General features: G+C 64.5%; 20 protein-coding genes and 1 tRNA gene. 10 read left to right on the top strand and 11 right to left on the bottom strand.

Annotated features, from left to right (window positions below; translation table 11 throughout):
* Window positions 1–18: 18 nt before the first annotated feature.
* The 3 genes from Q0996_RS22810 to merF form a co-directional block, all read right to left on the bottom strand.
* Window positions 19–1149 carry an aminotransferase class V-fold PLP-dependent enzyme gene (locus tag Q0996_RS22810; RefSeq protein WP_299625530.1) on the bottom strand — a complete coding sequence of 377 codons (1131 nt, stop codon included), beginning with the start codon at window positions 1147–1149 and terminating at the stop codon, window positions 19–21.
* Window positions 1150–1218: 69 nt separating this feature from the next.
* The gene (locus Q0996_RS22805; RefSeq protein ID WP_299625527.1) at window positions 1219–1443 is read right to left on the bottom strand and encodes a GDCCVxC domain-containing (seleno)protein; all 225 of its coding nucleotides are present in this window, start codon (window positions 1441–1443) and stop codon (window positions 1219–1221) included.
* On the bottom strand, window positions 1413–1625 hold the full coding sequence (gene merF / locus Q0996_RS22800) for a mercury resistance system transport protein MerF (protein ID WP_299625524.1): 213 nt from the start codon (window positions 1623–1625) through the stop codon (window positions 1413–1415). The genes Q0996_RS22805 and merF overlap by 31 nt, the downstream gene beginning before the upstream one ends.
* Window positions 1626–1683: 58 nt before the next feature.
* Here merF and Q0996_RS22795 point away from each other — a divergent pair, with 58 nt between their 5' ends.
* Window positions 1684–2097 (top strand): helix-turn-helix domain-containing protein, encoded by a 414-nt coding sequence (locus Q0996_RS22795; protein ID WP_299625521.1) that lies wholly within the window; start codon window positions 1684–1686, stop codon window positions 2095–2097.
* A 26-nt stretch (window positions 2098–2123) separates the two neighbouring features.
* On the opposite strand, the gene polA is transcribed toward Q0996_RS22795, so the two are convergent.
* The 3 genes from polA to Q0996_RS22780 form a co-directional block, all read right to left on the bottom strand.
* A complete protein-coding gene (gene polA, locus Q0996_RS22790; RefSeq protein WP_299625519.1) occupies window positions 2124–5132 on the bottom strand; it encodes a DNA polymerase I in 3009 nt (1002 codons plus the stop codon).
* 92 nt (window positions 5133–5224) lie between these two features.
* Window positions 5225–5395 (bottom strand): zinc-finger domain-containing protein, encoded by a 171-nt coding sequence (locus tag Q0996_RS22785; protein WP_299625516.1) that lies wholly within the window; start codon window positions 5393–5395, stop codon window positions 5225–5227.
* A 97-nt stretch (window positions 5396–5492) separates the two neighbouring features.
* Complete coding sequence (locus Q0996_RS22780) at window positions 5493–6881, bottom strand: phenylacetate--CoA ligase family protein (protein WP_299625513.1); 1389 nt, start codon at window positions 6879–6881, stop codon at window positions 5493–5495.
* 210 nt (window positions 6882–7091) lie between these two features.
* On the opposite strand from Q0996_RS22780, the gene Q0996_RS22775 reads away from it, so the two are divergent.
* The 5 genes from Q0996_RS22775 to Q0996_RS22755 all read left to right on the top strand — a co-directional run bounded on the left by Q0996_RS22775 (window position 7092) and on the right by Q0996_RS22755 (window position 12899).
* A complete protein-coding gene (locus Q0996_RS22775) occupies window positions 7092–8159 on the top strand; it encodes an ABC transporter ATP-binding protein (protein WP_299625510.1) in 1068 nt (355 codons plus the stop codon).
* Window positions 8143–9243, top strand: coding sequence for an alpha/beta hydrolase (locus Q0996_RS22770; RefSeq protein ID WP_299625507.1), 1101 nt, complete (start codon window positions 8143–8145; stop codon window positions 9241–9243). The genes Q0996_RS22775 and Q0996_RS22770 overlap by 17 nt, the downstream gene beginning before the upstream one ends.
* 99 nt (window positions 9244–9342) lie before the next feature.
* Window positions 9343–9419 (top strand) — tRNA-Arg (locus tag Q0996_RS22765).
* Window positions 9420–10313: 894 nt separating this feature from the next.
* Window positions 10314–11684: a hypothetical protein gene (locus Q0996_RS22760; protein WP_299625504.1), complete on the top strand. Its 1371-nt coding sequence runs from the start codon at window positions 10314–10316 to the stop codon at window positions 11682–11684.
* Between the two features lie 681 nt (window positions 11685–12365).
* Entirely contained in the window at window positions 12366–12899 is a 534-nt protein-coding gene (locus tag Q0996_RS22755; protein WP_299625501.1) for a hemerythrin domain-containing protein, read from the top strand.
* A gap of 199 nt (window positions 12900–13098) precedes the next feature.
* Here Q0996_RS22755 and Q0996_RS22750 read toward each other — a convergent pair whose 3' ends face one another.
* Both Q0996_RS22750 and Q0996_RS22745 read right to left on the bottom strand, forming a co-directional pair.
* Complete coding sequence (locus Q0996_RS22750; protein ID WP_299625497.1) at window positions 13099–14037, bottom strand: bile acid:sodium symporter family protein; 939 nt, start codon at window positions 14035–14037, stop codon at window positions 13099–13101.
* A 126-nt stretch (window positions 14038–14163) separates the two neighbouring features.
* On the bottom strand, window positions 14164–15084 hold the full coding sequence (locus Q0996_RS22745; RefSeq protein WP_299625494.1) for a LysR family transcriptional regulator: 921 nt from the start codon (window positions 15082–15084) through the stop codon (window positions 14164–14166).
* Window positions 15085–15191: 107 nt separating this feature from the next.
* Here Q0996_RS22745 and Q0996_RS22740 point away from each other — a divergent pair, with 107 nt between their 5' ends.
* Window positions 15192–15464, top strand: coding sequence for a hypothetical protein (locus tag Q0996_RS22740; protein ID WP_299625491.1), 273 nt, complete (start codon window positions 15192–15194; stop codon window positions 15462–15464).
* Window positions 15465–15507: 43 nt separating this feature from the next.
* Here the strand turns inward: Q0996_RS22740 and Q0996_RS22735 are convergent, their stop codons facing one another.
* The gene (locus Q0996_RS22735) at window positions 15508–16485 is read right to left on the bottom strand and encodes a hypothetical protein (RefSeq protein ID WP_299625488.1); all 978 of its coding nucleotides are present in this window, start codon (window positions 16483–16485) and stop codon (window positions 15508–15510) included.
* Window positions 16486–16914: 429 nt separating this feature from the next.
* Between Q0996_RS22735 and Q0996_RS22730 the strand changes: the two genes are divergently transcribed.
* Entirely contained in the window at window positions 16915–17442 is a 528-nt protein-coding gene (locus Q0996_RS22730; RefSeq protein WP_299625485.1) for a TerB family tellurite resistance protein, read from the top strand.
* A 52-nt stretch (window positions 17443–17494) separates the two neighbouring features.
* On the opposite strand, the gene gcvA is transcribed toward Q0996_RS22730, so the two are convergent.
* Window positions 17495–18409, bottom strand: coding sequence for a transcriptional regulator GcvA (gene gcvA / locus Q0996_RS22725; protein WP_299625482.1), 915 nt, complete (start codon window positions 18407–18409; stop codon window positions 17495–17497).
* A 177-nt stretch (window positions 18410–18586) separates the two neighbouring features.
* Here gcvA and Q0996_RS22720 point away from each other — a divergent pair, with 177 nt between their 5' ends.
* Window positions 18587–19600 (top strand): 2-dehydropantoate 2-reductase, encoded by a 1014-nt coding sequence (locus tag Q0996_RS22720; RefSeq protein ID WP_299625479.1) that lies wholly within the window; start codon window positions 18587–18589, stop codon window positions 19598–19600.
* A 442-nt stretch (window positions 19601–20042) separates the two neighbouring features.
* Window positions 20043–20246 carry a hypothetical protein gene (locus tag Q0996_RS22715; protein WP_299625476.1) on the top strand — a complete coding sequence of 68 codons (204 nt, stop codon included), beginning with the start codon at window positions 20043–20045 and terminating at the stop codon, window positions 20244–20246.
* Between the two features lie 116 nt (window positions 20247–20362).
* Here Q0996_RS22715 and Q0996_RS22710 read toward each other — a convergent pair whose 3' ends face one another.
* The gene (locus tag Q0996_RS22710) at window positions 20363–21385 is read right to left on the bottom strand and encodes a hypothetical protein (protein ID WP_299625473.1); all 1023 of its coding nucleotides are present in this window, start codon (window positions 21383–21385) and stop codon (window positions 20363–20365) included.
* Window positions 21386–21712 lie beyond the last annotated feature (327 nt).

Genomic DNA, 21712 nt, shown 5'->3' with positions numbered 1-21712 from the left:
CCCGCATCGAAGCAGCGGTCACGCCAGGAAAGCCGGCAGACGCTCGAGGAACAACTCCACGTCGTCCTCATTGGTGAAGAGGTGGGCGGAGGCGCGGATGCGGCCGTTGTCGCCCCAGAGGAAGATATCTTCCGCTGCCGCCTTCCGCACCACCGCCGCCTCATCCGGGCAGGCAAAGGCGGCGTTGCCGGCGTGGTTCGCCGGGCCCGCCGGAGTCATGACGTCGAGACCGAGGTCGGTCATGCCGGCGATCATGCGTTCCGCCAAAGCGCGCGTGTGGGCGGCGATGGCGGCAATGCCGAAGCTTTCCAGATAGGCCAGGGATTCGCGCAGCAGATAGGCGCCGAGGTGGCCGGCGTTGCCGAACTCGACCCGCCGCGCGTCGTCCTTCAGGACATAATCGGCAGGCGTCTCGCCAGGCTCGGCCGCGGCCCAGCCGGCGCCGAAGGGCGTGAAGTCAGGCCGGCGCCGCCGGTTCCACACGACGATGCCGTCGTGGATGCCGAGCACGAACTTGTAGCAGCAGCTCACGACGAAGTCGCTGGCCCCGGCATCCACCGGCACCACCCCCAGGGCGTGGCTGACGTCCACCAGCAGCACGATGTCCGAGCCCTCCAGCCCGCGCGCGAGGGCAGCGATGTCGAAGTGCTGGCCGGTGAGCGCGTTCACCTGGCTGAGGTAGACCAGGCGGGTGCGTCCGTCGCAGGCGGCGAGCAGCTCACCGGGGTCGATCCACCAGCCCCGCGCCGGGACCAGCCGCACTGCCACCCCGCGCGCCTTGAGGCTCGCCAGCGCGTAGCGGCCGCTGGCGTAGTCCAGCGCCGGCACCACCACGCTGTCGCCGGGCCGCCAGTCGATGCCGGAGACGACGCGCATGATCCCCTCCGAAGCATTGCCGACGAAGCCGACATCGCCGGGCTCCGCCCGCAGCAGACGCGCCAGGTCCGCCCGCACGCGGTCGACCTCCGCCCAGTGGCGGTGGTAACCGTCGAAGCCGCCGGCCTTGTCGGCGGCGAAGCGCTCGAAGGCTTCGCGGTGCGCCTTCAGCAGGGGCGGCTCGCCGCCGGTCGCCAGATGCACCTTGCCCTCCAGGCCGATGAAATCGCTCTTCGGCGCGGGCAGGCTGCGGCTCGTGTCCTTGGGGTTCATCGCTCTCCGGCCAGATGAGGCTGTGGAGAGCAGCCTATCACGGGAGAGCACCCTACCAAGCGGGCGCGTTCAGAAGCAGCAGCCGTCGCCCAACTGAGACGGCGGGCAGGGCACCGTTCCGTAGGAACAGAAGACGCAGCAGTCGCCGGCCTTCGGCCGCAGGAGCACCCCGCAGCCCTTGCAGTCGTAGTACCACTGGCAGGCGTCGGTGGGCATGGTCTCGGTCTCGACATGCCCGCAGTGCGGACAGGTGAGGGTCGAGATCAGTTGGATGCGGCGCGTCTGCGTTTCCATAGGGCGTAAACCGTGAGGCCGACAAAAAAAGCCAAGGCCGGCAGCAGGATATAGTCGAGAACGCCGACCAGCGCCGACAGCCCCAGCGCACCAAGGACGACGACCAGCAACGGCGTGAAGCAGCACAGCGCGGCAACCACCGTTCCGATCACGCCGGTCTTGAGGAGGCTGTCTGCGCTCATAGCGCGATGCTACAATCTGAAGTCGCTCCAGATTCAAGCCAGATTCAAGAGAGACGTTATGGCCAGACAGTGTTCAGCCATCGGTATCGGGTCGCTTTCCGGGAAGACCGGCTGCGCCATCGAGACGATCCGCTACTACGAAAAGATCGGCCTGATGCCGCGGCCGCAGCGCAGCGCCGGCGGGCACCGCCTCTACGAAGCCGAAGATGTGAGGCGTCTTTCCTTCATCGTCCGCTGCCGCCGTCTGGGCTTCTCGACCGGGGAGGTTCGCCACCTGCTCAGCCTCAGCGATGCCGAGACCCCAAGCTGCCCTGAAGTACAGTCGGTCACCGAAGGGCACTTGGCCGAGGTGCGCCGCAAGATTGCCGAACTGCGGACGCTGGAAGACAGTCTGGCGCGCATGTTGGAGACCTGCCGCACGACACAGACACCCGGCTGCCCGGTGATCAAGGAACTCCTTGTCGACGCCTGAGTGAGGCGACGGGCGCTGCGCTTTGCCTAATGCGCCTCGGCCCAGTTGGCGCCGGTGCCGGCGTCGGCGACCAGGGGCACGGAGAGTTCGACGGCGGGGGCGCAGGCCTGTTCCATGACGGCGCGGACCACCGCCGAGGTTTCCTCGACCTCCGTCTCCGGCACCTCGAACAGCAACTCGTCGTGGACCTGCAGCAGCATCTTCGCGCCGAGCCCGGCCTTGGTGAGGGCCGGCGGCACGCGGATCATCGCCCGCTTAATGATGTCGGCAGCGGTGCCCTGGATCGGCGCGTTGATGGCCGCGCGCTCGGAGAAGCTGCGCCTGGCCGGGTTCTTGTCCTTGATGCCCGGGATGTGGATCTTGCGTCCGAAGAGGGTGGTGACGACGCCCTGCTCGCGGGCCAGCGTCTTGGTGCGGTCCATGTAGCCGCGGATGCCGGGATAGCGCTTGAAGTAGGCCTCGATATAGGCCCTGGCCTCGCCCTGGGGAATGCCCAGGTTCTGCGCCAGGCCGAAGGCCGAGATGCCGTAGATGATGCCGAAGTTGATGGCCTTGGCCTTGCGCCGGACCATGGGATCCATGCCTTCGACGGGAATGTCGAAGACCTGGGCGGCGGTGATGGCGTGGATGTCCTGGCCCTCATGGAAGGCCTGCTTCAAAGCGTCGACCTCGGCGATGTGGGCGGTCAGGCGCAGCTCGATCTGGCTGTAGTCCACCGACAGCAGCACGTGTCCCTTCTCGGCGACGAAGGCGGTGCGGATCTTGCGCCCCTCCTCGGTGCGGATCGGGATGTTCTGTAGGTTGGGATCGTTGGAGGAGAGCCGCCCGGTGGAGGCCACCGCCTGGGAGTAGGAGGTGTGGACGCGCCCCGTCTCCTCGTTGATCTGGGTTTGCAGAGCATCGGTGTAGGTGCTCTTCAGCTTGGCGAGCTGGCGCCAGTCCAGCACCCGCGCCGGCAGGTCGTGGCCCTGGGCCGCCAGGCCCTCCAGCACATCGGCGCCGGTGGCATAGGCGCCGGACTTGCCCTTCTTGCCGCCGGGCAGGCTCATCTCGTCGAAGAGGATCTCGCCGAGCTGCTTGGGTGAGCCGATGGTGAAGGGCCGGCCGGCCAGCTTGTGGATCTCCTCTTCCAGCTCGCCGATGCGCGTGGCGAAGTCGTTGGACATGCGCCTGAGGGTATCGCGGTCGGCCTTGATGCCGGTCAGTTCCATCTGCGCCAGCACCGGTACCAGGGGCCGCTCGATGGTCTCGTAGACCGTGGTCATGCGCTCGCTCACCAAGCGCGGCTTCAGGGACTGGTGCAGGCGCAGGGTGATGTCTGCGTCCTCGGCGGCATAGTCCAGCGCCTTGTCGAGGGGCACGTAGTCGAAGGTCACCTGGTTCTTGCCGGTCCCCGCCACCTCCTTGAACTTGATGGTCTGGTGGTCCAGGTGGATCTGCGCCAGATCGTCCAGTTTGTGGCCGTGCAGCCCGCCGTCCAGCACATAGGACAGCAGCATGGTGTCGTCGATGGGGGCGACCTGGATGCCCTGGCGGGCGAAGATCAGCATGTCGTACTTGATGTTCTGGCCGATCTTCAGAACGCCGGGGTCTTCGAGCAGCGGTTTCACCGCGGCGATGGCGTCTTTCAGGGGGATCTGTTTGGGCGCCTCGGCGTCGCCGCCCTCCAGGTCCAGGCCGCCGTCGCCCGGCGTTCCGCCCTTGTGGGCCAGCGGGATGTAGCAGGCCTTGCCCGCCTCGGTGGCCAGGGAGATGCCGACCAGTTCCGCGGCCACCGCATCCAGGGAGGTGGTTTCGGTATCGACCGCCAGCACCCCACGCTTCGGCGCCGCCGCCACCCAGCGCTCCAGCGCCGCAAGGTCCTGCACCAGCTCGTACTTGGCCTCGCCGGGGGGCGGCGCCTCGGGGGCCGCCTCCGCCGCCGCCTCGCCGCCCAGTTGGTCGGAGAGGCGGCGCAGCACGGAGCGGAACTCATAGCGCTCCAGAAAGGCGCGCAGGGTCTCCGGCTCCGGCTCCTGCAGGCCGAAACCGTCCAGCCCCTCCTCGACCGGGGCATAGCGCTCCAGGGTGACGAGTCGCTTGGAGATGCGCGCCATCTCTTGGTTGTTTCGTAACTTTCCCAGGAGAGAACTCTTCGCTCTTCCTAGGAGGCGCCCACGAAGCACCAAGTTGGCAAACTCAACGCCACTCGCGGCAAAGTCTTCGATAACCTCTGTCTTCGCCTTCGGATTCTCTGCTCCTTGACCTTTCGGTCTGGAAAGGCCGAGCTTGTCAAATAAGATTCGCCCGACCTGCTCGGCAGAGCCGAGTTTCACTGGCTCACCCGCCAACTCATCGGCCTGGGTCTGAACCACTTTCAGTCGTTCAACGACTTCGCCGTCGGTCAGGTTCAGGATTGCGTCAAGATCACCAAACTCCTGAACAAGCTGAATTGCTATTTTCTCACCAATCCCCGCAACGCCTGGAACATTGTCAATGTTGTCGCCTGCAATCGCCTGCACATCCACGACTCTCTCAGGTGCAACTCCAAATCTCTCTCTAACACCACTCTGGTCGATGGCCTTGTCCTTCATCGGGTCCAGCATGGCGATGCCGCCGTCGACAAGCTGCATCAGGTCCTTGTCGGAGGAGACGATGGTCACCTCGGCGCCGGCATCCTTGGCCTGGCGCGCGTAGGTGGCGATCAGGTCGTCGGCCTCGTAGCCCTCCATCTCGATGCAGGGCAGGTTGAAGGCCTTGGTCGCCTCGCGGATCGCCGCGAACTGGGGAACCAGATCCTCCGGCGGGTCCGGGCGCTGCGCCTTGTAGTCGCCGTAGATCTCGTTGCGGAAGGACTTGGAGGACTTGTCGAAGATCACCGCCAGGGCGTCCGCCTCGCTGTCCCGCAGCAGCTTGATCAGCATGTTGGTGAAGCCGAAGGTCGCGTTGGTCGGCGTGCCGTCGGCGGTGCTGCGCGGCGGAATGGCGAAATAGGCCCGGAAGATATAACCGGAGCCGTCGACCAGATAGAGGTGCTTGTAAGGGAGGGACGTCATCCCGGCGAGCATGCCGGAGGGCTCTGCCTGAGTCGAGGGCTGAAACCGCGCCCCCGAGGGGCCGCTGACAGACCCCTGACGGTCCGCCCCGGCTACTCCGCCGCGGTATCCTGCTTCAACACGAAACGGCGACCGCAGTAGGGGCAGTCGATCTGGCCCTTGCCCTCCATGTTGAGGAAAATGAGCGGGTGGCCGAGGGCACCCTTGCCGCCGTCGCAGGCAACCTGCTCGCTGTCCACGGTGATGATTTCAGGCGGCTCCATGGGCTTCACTCCAAAAGGCGTCTTGCAGGCGATGATAGCGCCGCGGGCGCAGGGTTCAATCCCCCTTGGTCCGCGGTTCCGCCGGCAAAGCCCAGGTTCACGCGATCTCGCTGCGGAAGTCCTCGAACTTGCCGCTGGGGCCGCGGGGGATTTCCCGGTGGTAGGTGATGGCGATGGCGAAGGGGTGGCCGCTGCGTTCGCGGAACCAGCCGCGCACCCGCTCTTCCTCCGCCGCCGTCAGGCTGCGCTCGGCGACCATCCTGATCTCGATGTCCCGCACCGTCTTCTGCACGATCTGGAACTGCCGGATCACCGGGATCTCGGTGTAGTACATGTCGCCCAGCAGGGCCCAGGCCTTGCGCCCGTCGGGATAGACCAGGACGTTGCGCACCCGCCCGAGAATGCGCCGCAGCACCGGCAGGCCGCGCCCGCAGGGGCAGGGCTCGCCCGGTTCCGCCAGGTCGCCCACCGCATAGCGGAACATCGGCATGGCGAAGTTGTGCAGGGAGGTCACCACCACCTTGCCGATCTCGCCAGGTCTGCAGGGCCGGCCATCGTCGTCCAGCACCTCCAGCAGGACCGATTCCGACTGCACATGATAGGAGCCCTCCTCGGCACACTGGAAGGCGAGGTAGCCGTTCTCCTGGGTGCTGTAGAGATCGGCGATGGGCAGGTCCCAGACCTCCCGGCAGAGGTCGCGGATTTCCGGGCTCAGCAGTTCGGAGAGGGTGCGCACCTCGCGGATGCTGGGATAGCGCAAGCCCTTGCGCTTGCAGTACAGCAGCAGCTCGCGCAGCGCCGAGGGATAGGTGAGCAGGTAGTCCGGCTGCTGGCGGCCCAGCCATTCCGCCTGGTCTTCGATCTTGGTGCCGATGTGCAGGACGGCGCTGGGCCCGGAGGTGAAGACGTCCTTGGTGGAGCGGCCCCAGTTCTTGGCTTTGGCGCCGTCTGGGTATTCGGCCGTCCCGCTGGGAAAGGAGCGGATGGCCGCCAGCTTGCCGCTGAAGTCGCGGCGGTGCCAGAGATGCTCCCGCAGGGTCATGGCATCCCAGAGGAACTGCACCAGACGGGTGCCCTTGGCCTTGATCGGCCGGCCCGTCGATCCGCTGGTGGAGATCTCGTAGGTCTGCCCGTGGCGCTGCGGGATCTCGCTGCTGAACAGGCTCTCGCCGGCGTCCTGCACCTCGGCGCGGCTCAGCACCGGAACCGCGGCCCAGATCTCCTCGGTCAGCGGATGCCCGGGCACGAAGCCGGCCTGCGCCAGGCGGTCGCGGTAGTAGGGCACCGTGCGGTAGGCATGGGTCATCAGGGCGCCGGCCTGGTTGAGCTGCTGGCGGCGCATCGCCTCGGGGGGCCACCACTGGCTCTGGTCGAGCTGCTGCAGCATGGCGCTCATCAGCGCCGCCTCCGGGCCCGGCAGCGCCGGCCAGGCAACGGACTGATGGGCGCTGGGCAGGGGCCGGTAGAGGGGCGGCGGGGCAACCATGAACCCCGGATAACAGAGGTGCGGTCGCCAGGTAAAGCCCGGGGGCGCCGTACTCCCGGTTCCTACGCCTTTCGGGCTGCGCCACTGCCCCCTCATTGACCCCCTCTGATTGACCACCGGGGAGAGCGGGTGCTACCCATGGCCGCCGCAGCAAGATCGGCGACGAGCCGCGCGGACCCGGCCCCGCGGCGCGCCTAAGGAAAGGCAGCCATGAACAGCGAGTCCCCCAGAGCCGAGCCGGCCGCCCGGCCGGCGCCCGAGAGCGCCGCGGCCGGCCTGTCGGGGCTGCCCGCCGCCCAGCCGGAGCAGGCGGTCTCGGTGACGGGGCTGACCAAGACCTACAAGGCCGCCGGCAAGGCGCCGGCCAAGCTGGCCCTCAGCGACGTCGACCTGGACATCCCCCGCGGCTCCCTCTTCGGCCTGCTGGGCCCCAACGGCGCCGGCAAGTCGACCCTGATCAACATCCTGGCGGGGCTGGTGAACAAGAGCTCCGGCAGCGCCGCGGTCTGGGGCTACGACATCGACCGCGACACCCGCCAGGCGCGCGCCGCCATCGGCGTGGTGCCGCAGGAACTGAACATCGACCCGTTCTTCACGCCGCTGGAGCTGCTGGAGCTGCAGGCCGGGCTCTACGGTGTGCCGCCCGCCGAGCGGCGCAGCCGCGAAATCCTGGCGGCCATGGGCCTGGCCGACAAGGAAAAGGCCTATGCCCGCACGCTTTCCGGCGGCATGCGCCGGCGCCTCATGGTGGCCAAGGCCATGGTGCACCAGCCGCCGGTGCTGGTGCTCGACGAGCCCACGGCCGGCGTCGACATCGAGCTGCGCCAGCAGCTCTGGGCCAATGTGCGCGAGCTGAACCGCGCCGGCACCACGGTGCTGCTGACCACCCACTACCTGGAAGAGGCCGAGGAGCTCTGCGACCGCATCGCCATCATCAACCACGGCAAGGTGATCGCCTGCGACCGCACCGAGAGCCTTCTGGCCCGCCTCGACAACAAGGCCCTCACCCTGATCTTCGACCGCGACCTGCCCGGCATCCCGGAAACGCTGACGGCCTTCAACCCGGAACAGACCGGCCCGCGGCGCCTGTTGTTCCACTACCACGCCAGCGACAGCCCGGTGCCCCAGATCCTCGATGCGGTCTGCGGCGCCGGCCTCTCGGTGATCGACATGTCCACCGAGGAGACCGACCTGGAGGACATCTTCCTGCAGCTCACCCGCGGCGCCCACGACCGGGAGGACAGCGACAGCCAGGGCGGCCATGAGGCGAGCGCGTAGTCCCGTCCGCCTTCTGGTCCTCAGCCTGCTGCTTCTGGCCGGCGCCTGCGCGCCGCGGCTGGCGCCGCCGGGCCCAGGCTTCGACAGTCCGGCGCGCCAGGGCCTGGAAGTCGCCGGGCCGCAGTTCACCGCCGAACATTTCATCACCGCCGACGCCACGGCGCTGCCGCTGAAGTCCTGGCAGCCGCCGGCGGGCGAGGCGCCCCACGGTGTGGTGCTGGCCCTCCACGGCTTCAACGATTACTCCAACGCCTTTTCCGCCTCCGGCCCCGCCCTCGCCGAGCAGGGCCTGCTGGTCTACGCCTACGACCAGCGCGGCTTCGGCGCAGCGCCCCATAGCGGGCTCTGGGCCGGTGTGGACCGCCTGACCGGCGACCTCGGCGACGCGGCGGCGCTCCTCAGGGCGCGCCATCCGGAGCTGCCGCTGTTCCTGCTGGGCGAATCCATGGGCGGTGCGGTGGTTCTGGCGGCGCTCGCCGGGCCGAACCCGCCGCAGCCCGCGGGGGTGATCCTGTCATCGCCTGCGGTCTGGGCCCGCACCACCATGCCGCTGGGCCAGCGCGTCGCCCTCTGGCTCGGCGCCCGGCTGATCCCCTGGGCCCGCTTCAGCGGCCGCGGCCTGGGCATCCAGGCCTCCGACAACATCGAGATGCTGCGCGGCCTCGGCCGCGACCCCCTGTTCATCAAGGAAACCCGGGTCGATGCGGTCTTCGGCCTGGTGAACCTGATGGATGCGGCCTACGAGGCGGCCCCGCGGATCGAGACCGACGCGTTGCTGCTCTACGGCGAGAAGGACGAGGTCGTGCCCGCCGATCCGACCTATGCCTTCTGGGGCCGCCTGCCGCCCGAGGCCGCCGCCCGCCAGCGCCGCGCCCTCTATACCGAGGGCTGGCACATGCTGCTGCGCGACCTCCAGGCCCAGGTGGTGATCGACGACATCGCCGCCTGGACCCGCGACCGCGCCGCCCCCCTGCCCTCCCAGGCCGAAGCCTACGCCGCCGAGGTGCTGGCGGGACTGGCGGCGGAAGGCGAGAAGGAAACCGCCGCCACAAAGCCCGAAGACTGCGCCGAGGTGGCCTGCTGAACCGCGCCTTGCGGGCGAAAAGGCCCCGTGCAAAGGGCTTTGCGCCGAGTCACGCAATGCAGTATGGTCGCCGCGCTCTTAAGAGCCCTTCCTCAAGCGGGACCCGTAGCTCAGCTGGATAGAGCGCTGCCCTCCGAAGGCAGAGGTCACAGGTTCGAATCCTGTCGGGTCCGCCACCCTACGCTCTTCGAGCTTCGGGCGGCTTACGCCAGGACACCGCGCGAAGTCGCTAGAGCTGGGCGTGTCCTCCGAAGCCGCGGCGAAGGGAGACTATCGTCGCTATGTGGTACACCTAGTTGCAACAGTCGATCAGCGGCGACATTTGTGTTGGGCTGACGGTCGATCTTCGGCGAAGAGTGACGTTCCATAAGAGGGGCTAAGTGAGGCTGACAATGACGCACTTGCCGTTGGACCTGAGACCAATCTTTTGTTTTTAGATCGAGGGGAATACGCACCAACTCGAGAAGTGCTTCAAGACGGGTTCGAGAGAAGTACTCACCAACAAGCTTCTTGATGATGCTCACAGCGCTCGGTTCGAATCTCGCCGTCTCCACCATACTCCAAGGCGCAATACTGTCTCTCGCGACACTCCATGACGGCAGTTTCCTTGCCGAATGAGGGAGTTTCCGAAGCCGCTGGATTTAATCCGCTATCCGGTCGCGATAAGTCATCCAACCAAACCGCCCAGACCACCGCCGCCAACTCATAAAGATCATAAGCTATCCTCAAGCTCGCGATGGGGCTGCGCAGGATGCCGACTTAACGTTCCGAGCACGGCGTCCTCCGGATTCAAACTGTTCAGCCCGGCTATGACGTTTTTGTTGGTCTACCGGCCTTCACGGTTAAGTGCTTAAGGAAATGGCCTCCTTGGCACAAAAACGTTACCACCCAATACCCATTTCTACGAAGATTACCGCATCGATGCTATAGGAATGTGGATACGGGATTGACAGGTGCTGAAAAATATGGCTTCTAGAACTGGTTGCGACACACAACATACTAAAATTAGTATTAACATAGCATTATAGTGGGCTCCCTTTAGGGAGCCTTTTTTCGTTCGGAGAACTGAAATGCCGAAACGTGAGGGCGACAGGTTCAGAATTGATATCATTTGGTTGTTGGCTTCCGTTGCCTCAATTGGAGCTATTACCTCAATAATCCTCTCCTACACGGGGAAATTCACTGGCGTTTCAGGGCTCTTCAGTGACCTATTGATCTTCATTGCCACTGTTCTAGTGTCCTATTTGATTACTAATAACAACGAGCGCGCACGGTTCGAGAAGGAAATGCAGAGACTCGCAAATTTTTCGGGACGTCGAGTGGATTTGACAACGGCGAATATCGAAGCGCTTAGCAACGAACTTCCAGAAATTGAAGATCTTCGCGAAATGCACAGGCTTGTTGCGTTCACATTGAAGAATTTAGCAGCCGACTCTGGCACCTCGCTGAAAGAAATCGAAGAAATGGGTTACGTGAAGAGTGATGAGCCGACCGAGATGGCTCGCCCACAGATAAATGTGCCCAGACGCAATGAAGCCCTCTTAGAACAAGCAAACAAGTCATCTGGCATCGATACAGAAGTATCATTCAATTGCATGAGTTGTGGAATCGTGAATTCCACAAACCTAAGAGAAGCACCAGGAACAACTAAAGCTGTAGAATGCAAAAACTGTGGTACGGATCTCAACGTTCATCGCCTAGGGGACGGAAGTACAAAGGTTGTTAACCGATGGTCCAATAGATCATCTGGGGTCGGCAGATCAATGAATGTTGGATCAAGGATCGGGGCTCGAGAGCTCCTTTCACATAAGGTAACGCCACGGTCAATCGAAGCAAACTGCCCAAGATGCGGTCATGTTGTAGACTTTCGAGGAAAGTACGGTCGAGTCGTTGACGACCGGTTTTGTGAGGGGTGCCGAGCAAACGTCCTGCATAATCAAGAAACAGGAGAAATTTTTCTAGGCCCAAGATATGAGGAGAAGCTATTAAACCGCATGCCAGATGGGCGATTTCATTGCGATTGTGGAAGGGAGTTCCTTCCAGCATTTAAGGAAACCGACGTAGGAAGTGTCTATTTTGTCTGCTTCTCCTGCCATACAATTTATGATGGCGAAGATGCCGCAAAGACGGTAGTTCGACGACCATGCCCCACCGAGAATTGTGAGACCAGTCTTACGTTCAAGATTGATCAGGAAAGGGGAGAAGGAAAGCAAATCTGCTACGATTGCAAAAAGCGCGTTCAGTATGATCGAGAAGAGGATTGTGTCTCAGTAATCGAAGAGCTCACAATTCCGATTGTGCAAAGAACAGAATGGCTTGATAGCGGTTCGTTGTGTCCTAAATGTGGCAACCCTGCTGGCCAAACTACATTAACCAACGGATTGGGCGAGAGATTTCACATGCATTGGGATTGCAAATACCCATTTCAAATTATTGACTAGATGCGTGCATTCTTAGGTTTTAACCGCCTCATGGGTAGTAGTGCATTCGATGCAGGACTATGATCCTAAATTGTTTTTGGACGAGGCGGAGACTGCGGACGGCCTATTTCTCTCCGATGTTGGTGAGGACGATCCGTTGGCACGGGCATCTCGCCGAGAACTGTCAACGGCATTCATGTCTGCTATTCCGTTGTGGCTGAAATGATAGTCACTTCTTTTTCTAATAAGCAATCGGCGGTCGAAGCATAGGTTGACTTGGCCGCTTTGGGAGATCTCGTTCGCATTTTCATCTCGTATGGCCCGCCATCCTACGCGTTGGCTTCGGGCAGCAAGTTACTGTTGTGGTCTGGAGCATGAAGGCGTTCATGCAAAGGAGGGCTGGTTCGAACATCCCCCATCGGCGGCGCTGGACCTTAACCTCCCTTTAAGCATCTTCTCCCTGATCTCGGCATTGGAGCGCCTCTCCGCCCGCCCAAAACCGCGGCAACTAATTGCCCGGGAGTATGGGAAAACTCACAGACCGGATCTTGGGGCCGTGGTTTCCTGCCCCCGGTCGTTCGCGGCCGAGGGGTTCAACGGGTCACCAAGGGGTTTTGAGGGAAGATGGGTTCTTCGGATGCTGCAGTCCTGACGTTCCGGCCGGCGGCCGAGCACACGCGCCGCCCGGATATCTTCGATCGCATGACGGCCGAACATGACCGGCTGCGCTTCCTGGCGGCCGCGCTGCGCCTGACCCAGGACGGCGCGCCGATGCAGTCCATGCGCCCGCTGCTGATCGACCGGCTGAGCGACGCCCTGGAGGCGCACAGCAGCGCCGCGGAGCAGTGCTTTTACGCCGAGCTTCTGGCGCGTACCGGCAACGAGCAGCCCGCCCGCCGCGCCGTGGAGGCCCACGGCGAAGCGGCCCTGCTGGTCGACGAACTGGCTGACATGGAGACGACCGACGCGGCCTGGCAGACGGCCGTCGAGCGGCTGACCGGGCTTTTCAAGGCGCAGTTCACCCAGGAAGCAGAAGAGGTCATCCCGCTGGCAAAGACCCTGCTGGACAGGGAGCGGGCCCTCCGCCTCGGCGAGCGCTACGATGACGCCCGGCGCGGCTGGATTGAGGCCTTCGGGCGCCAGCCCGTCCCAGCCCCGACTATCCCCGCCGCGTCTCTGCCCGCCTCGTCCGGACCGAATACGGAAACCCGCACAGACCGCCAAGCCCTCGCGTAAACAAAGCGCCGGCGCCTAGAGCGGATCATGTTTAGACAGAAACACTTTGGTGTTTGCGTCTAAACATGTGAATCCGCTCTACACTCAAGAATGAGAGCGGATCCGGGTCTGAGGGGATCGCGCCCAAAACGTCCAAGCGGTGCGATCCATCAACCTGATGACTCTGCCCCAGCGGTCTCTCAAGGCATAGTCTCGCCAATCAGAATGACGGCGCTTGTGCCGGCGCCCGTGCAGCCCCCTTCGTGACGCGGTACATCAGATAGCCCCCCGGCAACGCCCCCAGATACATCAGTATGCCGTACATGGCGGCGGGCAGGGCAATGACCGGCAGCGCCTCCGGCCCCGCGTGCAGGATGCCGGCCAGGGTGATGGCCACGGTGCTGTTCTGAATGCCCGTTTCCATCCCGATGGCCGCGCGGTCGGCGACCGGCAGGCCAAGAGCGCGGGCGACGCTCCAGCCAAGGGCAAGCAGACAGAGCACCATCAAGGCCGTCATCGGGGCCAAGGTGGCCCAGTTGGCGACCAGAACGTCCCAGGATGCGGCCACCGCAGCGATGACGATGATCACAAAGAGAACCGCCGCCATGAAGGAAAGTGCCGGCTCGATCCGGGTGGCAAAACGGTTCGCAGCCGCCCGTATGGCCATGCCAATCGCCACCGGCACCGCCGTGATGGCAAACATCTTCAGGGCAAGACTGGTGACATTGACGGTGACGTCGCCCGCATCCAGGAACAGCCCCGCCCAGAAGGCGGCCAACAAAGGCACGGTGATGACCGAGAGAAGGCTGATCAGCCCGGTCAGAGAAATGGACAGCGCCAGCGTGCCGCCCACCAGCTTGGTCAGGATGTTCGACGTCACGCCGCCGGGGCTGGCCGCCAACAGCATGAACCCGAAGGCGAGTTCACCGCTGACCCCGAAAGCAACCACAAAGCCATAAACTATGATCGGCAGCAGGATGACCTGCGCAAAGAGCCCCGCAAACACGGCGCGGGGCTGTTGGATAACACGGACAAAGTCCGCAACCCTGAGGCCGAGCCCCAAGGACAGCATGATGATGCCGAGGGACAGCGGCAGAAAAACTGAAACAAGTACGTCCACGGATGAATTCCCTGACAGTGACTTATCGGCATTGCCCATATCGGTGGAGGGGGCCGCTTTGTCAAACAGGAGGCTGCCTGCAGTCGCGTCTCCGCGACAGCAAAGGTCATAAGGTCAAATCCTGACGGGTCCGCCAGATCGATTCAGACCATCACAGCGTCGGGGCTAGCGGGCCGGGGCTATGGGCCGTTTGCCGTCGAAGAGTTCGGCATTTTCTCGGAACAGATCGACCAGTCTTTCGGTGACGGCGCGGATGCGCGGGACGCGGCGCAGGTCCTGGTGGACGACCAGCCAGGTGCTGCCGCGCAGTTCCGGGATCGGCGCGCTGACCCGCTGCAGGGCGGGATCGCCGTCGGCGGCATAGCAGGAGAGCAGGCCGAGGCCGGCGCCGCCCTTGACGGCGTCCAGCTTTTCCGCGGGGGTGCTGCAGGCCACCCGGCGCCGCGCGCCCTTGGCCCTGGCCGCCAGCCAGCGCGCCGTCGCGAGGTGCTGGCGCGCCTCGTCGTAGTCGACCCAGTCCCAGCGCGCCCAATCCGCCGGCTCCCGGCTCTCTGAGCCCAGCTCCACTTGGTGCCGGGCGACATAGTCCCGGCTGGCGTAAGCGGCCACGGCGGGATGGGCGACCACCCGGGTGATCAGGTCGCCGCGCTCCGGCAGCCGGTTGCGGATGGCGATGTCGGCCTCCCGCCGGGAGAGGTTGGTGAACTGGGAGGAGGCGGCGATCTCCAGCGAGAGCGCGGGCAGGCCGTCCAGCAGGGTGCCGACCCGGCTGCATAGAAAGCGGCAGGCCGAGGCACCGGCGCTGATCCGCACCGTGCCGGCCAGCTCATCGCTCTCGGCGCGGCGCCGCGCCACCGCCTCCGCCGCCGTGGCCATGGATTCCGCCAGGGGCACCAGCGCCTCCCCGGCGGCGGTGGGCGTATAGCCGCTGCGCAGCCGCTCGAACAGCCGCTTGTCCAGCGCGCGCTCCAGCGCCTGGACCCGCCGGCCAACGGTGGGCTGGCTGAGCCCAAGCCGGCGCGCCGCGGCAGAGAGGCTGCCGGTCTGCACCAGGGTGAGGAACACCCGGAGGTCATCCCAGTTCAAGGCTCCATTATTCATCCATGAATAATATCTTACGCATATGACAGCTATCCATAGGAAACTGAATAACAGATGCTCGCGATCCTGTTCGACAGGCCATGGAGGAAACGATGGGGGAGAGCCTTGGATTGCAGCGTGGAGGATCGGCCCTGCGGCGGCTGTGGTTACGGATCCTGGGCTTGCGGGTCCTGGGCCTGCGGGTCCTGGGCCTGCAGGTCCTGGCCCGGCTGGGAGCCAGACTGGGGGCGCGCCTCAGGCGCCGCCGCCGACCGGCACGCCCGGAGGCCATGAGCGAGCACATGCTGCGGAACCTCGGACTGAGCGAGATGGTGCGCGGCGCCCCACAGACCGGTGAAGCCGACTTCGGCCGCTACGGTCTGTGAGCGGACTGGCGCCGCTAGAACACATCGGCCCCTATGGCCTGTTCTAGTCGTCGATGGACTGCACGCGCTCCAGGCCGTGGCGCATGGTGTTCATCACGAAGTCGGCCCGTCGCCTCGGGCCACCGACGTCCGGGCGCGGAAAGCGTTCGCTCCAGGCGTCCAGCTTCACGCTGGTGAAGCAGAGCGCGCCGCCCACCTTTTTCTGGTAGTCGGTGATCATCTGCTCCATACGCCGGAACTTATCGGAGGACATGTCCGTCCACATGTCCTCGGTGCGGTCGCGGAACATGGCCAGGATGTCGCCCACCTCCTCGACCACGTTTTCGACATTCTCCTGGACCTCCCGGCAGGCGGCCATGACGCCGCGGTCCTGGGCCAGGTTGCGGTCCTTCTTCAGTTCGGCCAGCGCCTCCAGAAAGGCCTCCAGCTTCGGCCGCGAGGCATCAAGGCAGGACTGGTAGTAGGCCAGGGAGAGATAGACGTCGCCGTAGTCCTGCAGGAACTTCGGAATGGCGGGGATCTCGATATCCACCTGTTGTGCCAGCTTGGCCAGGTTGTTCTGGGTGGTTTCCACATCCGGCGCGGCGAAGAGCTGCATCAGATCGCCCGGCGACTGCTCGTCGCCGGCGCTGCCGAAGACGGCCCGTACCAGCGGGCGGGTGAAGGCCGCCATGTGGGGGGTGACCTCACGCGCCTTGGCCTCGGAAAGGCGCAGGTCGTCGACGTTCTCAACGTCGACGCCCAGGCGCCGCAGCTCGCCCCGCAGGCTGTAGACGTCATAGCTGGAACTCTGGCTGAGGTTCACCAGCAGCGACAGGTCCCCAAGGTTATCGGCACCGAACTGAAACACCCGGGGCAGATCCTGCGGCGCGACCTGGCCGCTGCCGGTCTGGACATCGGCGAAGAGCTCCACGACCCCGTCGAAGTGGGCGTTCTTGATCAGCCGCGCCCGGTGCAGTCCCGGGGTCGCCAAAGGAAGGCTGGAGAGCGGCAGGATGTGCAGTGAATCTTTCGCCGCCACCCCCGTGCAAGCGGGGTCCGCGGAGGCTGCAGCGAATGATGAGGCGTTGCTAACCGACAAGACGCAGCGTTCCTTTCCCGACAGTCCCGATCGCCGCCTCGTGGCAGCCTCCGCGCGCCGCGCCAGAGGCCCCGCCCCCGCGCAGGCAGCCCACGGTGGGACTCAACAACCGGTCGCAGACATCCGACCAACTGGTCAAAACAATTAGCTCTTTTTGATTGGTTCTCTGAGAGTCGATTTAGCCAGACAGGAGTGAACTATTCCTAAACCCCAGGATGTTAGCGGCAGAGCCCCTGTTGCCGCGGTGCCCGGGGCCAAGGCAGCGGGCGGCGGTTCCGAAATGACAGCCCGACGCTTTGATATCGAGAGTTTCTCGCGTAGGCTGCGGCTCAATCCAGGGTTCATGTCAAGTCTTCGGGGACGGCCTCCATGCACATCCTGCTCGGCATCCTGGGCGTCGTCGGCGTCGCCCTGTTCTGGTACTGGCGCATGCGCAATGCCGCCACAGCGGCCCGCGAGGTCGTCGAGATCGCCGACGACATGCGCGCCGCGGTGCGCCGTTTCGGCTACCGCCGCAAGGCCAACCAGAACCCGCTCGACGGCATCGAAGACCCGCGCCTCGCCGCGGCGGGCATCCTCGCCGCCTTCGCCAATATGGACGGCGCACTCAGCCGCGAGGAGATCGACGCCATCGACGAGGCCTGCGGCAAGGCCTTCGCATGCAGCGCCGAGGATGCCCGGCAGATAGGCGCCTACGGGCGCTGGCTGGTGCAGCAGTCCGCCGGCAACATGGACGAGGTCATCCGCCGCCTAGCGCGCAACCTGATCGGCCAGTTGACCGCCGAGGAGCGGGGCCAGTTGCTGGCAACGATCCGGGAGATCGCGGAGATCGAGGACGGCGCGCTCTCCGATGCCCAGGAAGACAGCTTCCGGCGGCTGGAACACCAGCTCGTTTAGAGACCTTTACGGTGAGGGCGCGCGGGCCGGTGCCGTCAAAACAGGAAAGACTCTAGACCGCTCCGTTGCGCGACTCTGACAGGATCCAGTCGCGGAAGGCCTCGGCCTGGGGCGTCATCGGCTGATCGCTGGGCACCAGCAGATAGAACGCCCGTTCGGAGCGCAGGCGCGCCTCGATGGGGCGGACCAGACGGCCCCGTGCGAGGAAGTCCTCCGCCAGGCGGCCGCCGCCGAGGGCGATGCCCTGGCCGTCGAGCACCGCCTGGGTGAGCACCAGGTAGTTGTCGAACTCCAGGCTGGGCCCGCGGGCCGGCGCGCGGATCCCGAGCGCCGCCAGCCAGGCCTCCCAGGTGACCCAGTTGCTGTCGTACTCGATGAGATGCAGCAGCGTCTCGTCGAGAAGGTCGGTGAGCGCGGCAAGCGGCCGCCGGCCGGCCATGTAGCCGGGCGCGCAGACCGGGAAGACCTCGTTGTCCATCAGGCGGGTCGCCTCGGCGCCATCCCAGGCCCCGCTGCCGTAACGCACCGCCAGATCGATGCCCGAAGCCGCGAGGTCGCGCACCGGCGCCGAGGCCACCAGACGCAACTGCACCTGCGGGTGGGTGGCGCGGAACTTGGCGATGCGCGACATCAGCCAGTAGTTGGCGAAGGTCACGGAGGTGGAGACGGTCAGCTCCCCCGGCCGGCGCACCCGCCGCAGGTCGGCCGCCGTGGTGGCGATATGACCGAGCCCCATGGTCACCGCCTCGCGCAGGCGCCGCCCGGCCGCGGTCAGCTCCAGCCCCCGTGGCCGCCGCTCGAAGAGCGTGCAGCCCAGGTTGTCCTCCAACAGTTGCACCTGCCGGCTGACCGCCGCCTGAGTCACCGAAAGCTCCGCCGCCGCGCGGGTGAAGTTGAGATGCCGCGCGGCCGCTTCGAAGGTGACGAGGCTGTTGGCCGGGGGCAGCCGTCCGCGCAGTGCCGTCATGATCTGAAGTTATCGCGTCATGATCTTTGGTGCAATTTACAAAGCAATCGGCTTGTTGTTTCATGAGCTGAGGTTGTTTCAGAAGACCTTGAAACAGACTGCTTAGGCGCTGCGGCCGCCCGCCGCAGGCGCCCCGGTGGGCAGACGCCGGGCCACGACACCCAGGGAGTTTCAGACATGAAGATCGCGATCTACGGAGCCGGTGCCATCGGCGGATACCTCGGCGTACAGCTGGCCCAGGTCCCCGGGGTTGAGGTGTCGCTGATCGCCCGCGGCGCCCATCTGGCGGCGATGCGCGAGAACGGGCTGAAGCTGCTGATCGGCGAGCAGACGCGGGTGGCCCAGATCACCGCCACCGACGACCCGCAGGCCCTGGGGCCGCAGGACTATGTGATCGTCGCCTTGAAGGCTCATCAGGCCTGGGAGGTGGCGGAGCGCATGAAACCTCTGCTGGACGCCAAGACCGCGGTGGTGACCTGCCAGAACGGCGTGCCCTGGTGGTACTTCCACGCCCTGGAGGGCCGCTTCGCCGAGCAGCGCCTGGCCAGCGTCGACCCTGAAGACCGGCAATGGCGGGCCATCGGCCCGCAGCGCGCCATCGGCTGTGTCGTCTATCCCGCCACCGAGATCGTGGCGCCGGGCATCATCAAGCACACCTACGGTGACAAGTTCGCCCTGGGCGAGCCGGACGGCAGCCTCTCGCCGCGCAGCCGGGCGCTCAGCGAGGCACTGTCCGCCGGCGGCCTGAAGGCGCCCTTGTTAGACAACATCCGCGACGAGATCTGGCTGAAGCTCTGGGGCAACCTCTGTTTCAATCCCATCAGCGCGCTGACCCGCGCGACCCTGGAGACGGTGGCCACCGATCCCGGCACCCGCGCCCTTTCACGGGCCATGATGACCGAGGCCGAGGGCATTGCCCGCACCCTGGGGGCCGATTTCCGCGTGGATATCGAACGCCGGATCAACGGCGCCGCAAGAGTCGGCGCACACCGGACCTCCATGCTGCAGGATCTCGAGCGGGGCCGGCCCCTGGAGGTCGGCGCCCTGCTGACCGCTGTCCAGGAGATGGGCCGCCTGGTGGGCGCCGAGACTCCCTACATCGATGCCGTGCTCGCCCTGGTGCAACAGCTTGGCCGGACCCAAGGCCTCTATCCCGTGTTCCCCGAACACCGCACGGCCGCCGCCGCCTGACCCGCCAGACCGCGGCCGCCTGCCGGCGGCCGGACGCGCGGGCAAGAATCCCCAGGCCCGCCCCAACACTTCAGTCTGGCCCGAAAACGGGCCCGACAACCCAGGCCCGCGGCGGCGAATATAGTCATAGCGCGATGATGGACGATCGCCCTCTCGGCTGACCGATCGGGTCTTGGCCTCTATACCATTTAAACTTGAGTCAGCGGGCCTGTTTTCAGGCCGAATCACGGCATCCCGCAGCCCCGCGCACCATAGCGCGAGCCATTGAAAAACCTACATTTCCCTGTTCGAGTCGACCCTTGACTCGGCCTCACCACTCGCCTAGGAATGAGTCCTTATGATTGTTAATAATTAATTCCTTTACTCTGAATACGCGAATCTTGTAATAGGTGTTTAGTCAGTATCTTTAGACAAAATGTCTAGTCATTATTGGTGGGGACCAATGATTCCAGACGTTAACGTTTACCGTACTGCGAGCCTGCTTATCCGTGAACACGGCTTCGATGCAGCCCAGGCCGCCGAACGGCAGGCCGACCGCTTCCTGGATTCGGACGACTGGGACGAGCACCGGGTGTGGCGCCGCGTCGTTGCCGCGGTCCAGGAGTTGCAGCGCACGGCGCCGCCCATGAGCCTGCAACACCACTGACCGCGTAAACCTGACCCTTCAAGGCGATTGATCCCGGCCGCCGCGGCAGGGCCCGCGCCCCGCCGGAGGCGGTGATCACTACGTTCGGTGTGCGGGACGCTACCACGAGCCTGCCTTCAGCCCAGATCGTTGTAGCTGATGTCTTTGACCATCTCGAGGCCGGGACGCATGTTGGTCATGAGGAAGTCCGCCCGGCTCCAGGGACCCCCGCTTTCCTTTTGCGGAAACTGCTGGTTCCAGGCGTTCATCTTCACCGTGATGATGCACAGCGCGGAGCCAATGGCGGTCTGGTAGCCGATGATCATGGATTCCATGCGCCGGAAGGTTTCCTCCGACATCTTCTCCCACATGTCGACGGTGCGGATTCGGAACATCTCCAGGATGCTGGCGACGTCCTGGACAATGCCGAGGATCTTGGTCTGCAGTGTCTTGCAAGTGGCCATCAGGTTCGCCGATTGCTTCAGACTGGCGGAGCGCTGCATCTCCTCGATGGCGTCGAGGAAGCTGAAGATCTGCGGCTTGTTCTGGTCCAGGCAATACTGGTAGTAGGCGAGCGAGAGATAGACGTCGCCATAATCTTCAATGAACTTGGGAATGGCGGTCACGTCGATGCGCATGCGCTTCGACAGCCGGTCGAGGTTTTCCCGCGCCTTGTTCTTGTCCGGCGATATGAAGAGACTGATCAGGTCTTTCAGATCCTCCGGCTCCTCGGTGGCCGACCCGTAAACGGCATGGAGCAGCGGCTGGGTGAAGCTGCGCATGTGCGGCACCAGTTGGGTGCGCAGTTCCGGTGTGAGCTGCAACGTCTCCACGTCTTCCACCTCCAGCCCCAGGCGCCGCAGCGCGACGCGCACCGTATAGACATCGTAGCTGTTCAACAGGCTGAGGTGCTTGATCAGGTCGAGGTCATCCTGGTTGTGGGAGTCGAATTGGAAGACTTCGGTCAGGCGGTCCGGCGAGATCTGTCCGCTGCCCGATTTCTCGTCATTGAACAGCTCGACGACGCCTTCGAAGCGGGCGTTCTTGATCAGCCGCGCCTCGCGCAGCCCTTTGGTGACCAGGGGCAGACCCTTCAGCGGCAGTCTGTGGAGGGTGTCCTTGTCCGGCGGTTCGATCCCCAGCGGGACGTCGGTGCGCACCGGCGGTTTCGAATAGGACCGCAGGTGCGATTGAGCAACTGAGCCGCTCCGACCGGACATCGCAGAGTCGACCATGAAAACCTGCTCTCCTTTGATCTCTTTTTACGTGTTGATAAGAGACAAAACCGAACCTGACCGAGAAGATTTCCCGCTTATGCAGTCATGTTATATTTTCTTCTATTATTCCGCGCAATGGATAATAAACAATAAATCAGTATCTATAAATATCTCAACTACGCGCATAGCGTAGACCAGTTCTCGCTCGAAGGTCGATTGCCGGAGGGAGACGGGGGTGCTGCCGCACCATCCGAATCGTCTCCACCCCGC

Source organism: Pelagibius sp. (assembly GCF_028289705.1).
In the GTDB taxonomy this organism is placed as follows: domain Bacteria; phylum Pseudomonadota; class Alphaproteobacteria; order Kiloniellales; family Kiloniellaceae; genus Pelagibius.
The sequence above is the reverse complement of the archived record's forward strand: the minus strand, read 5'-3'. Positions and strand labels throughout refer to the sequence as shown.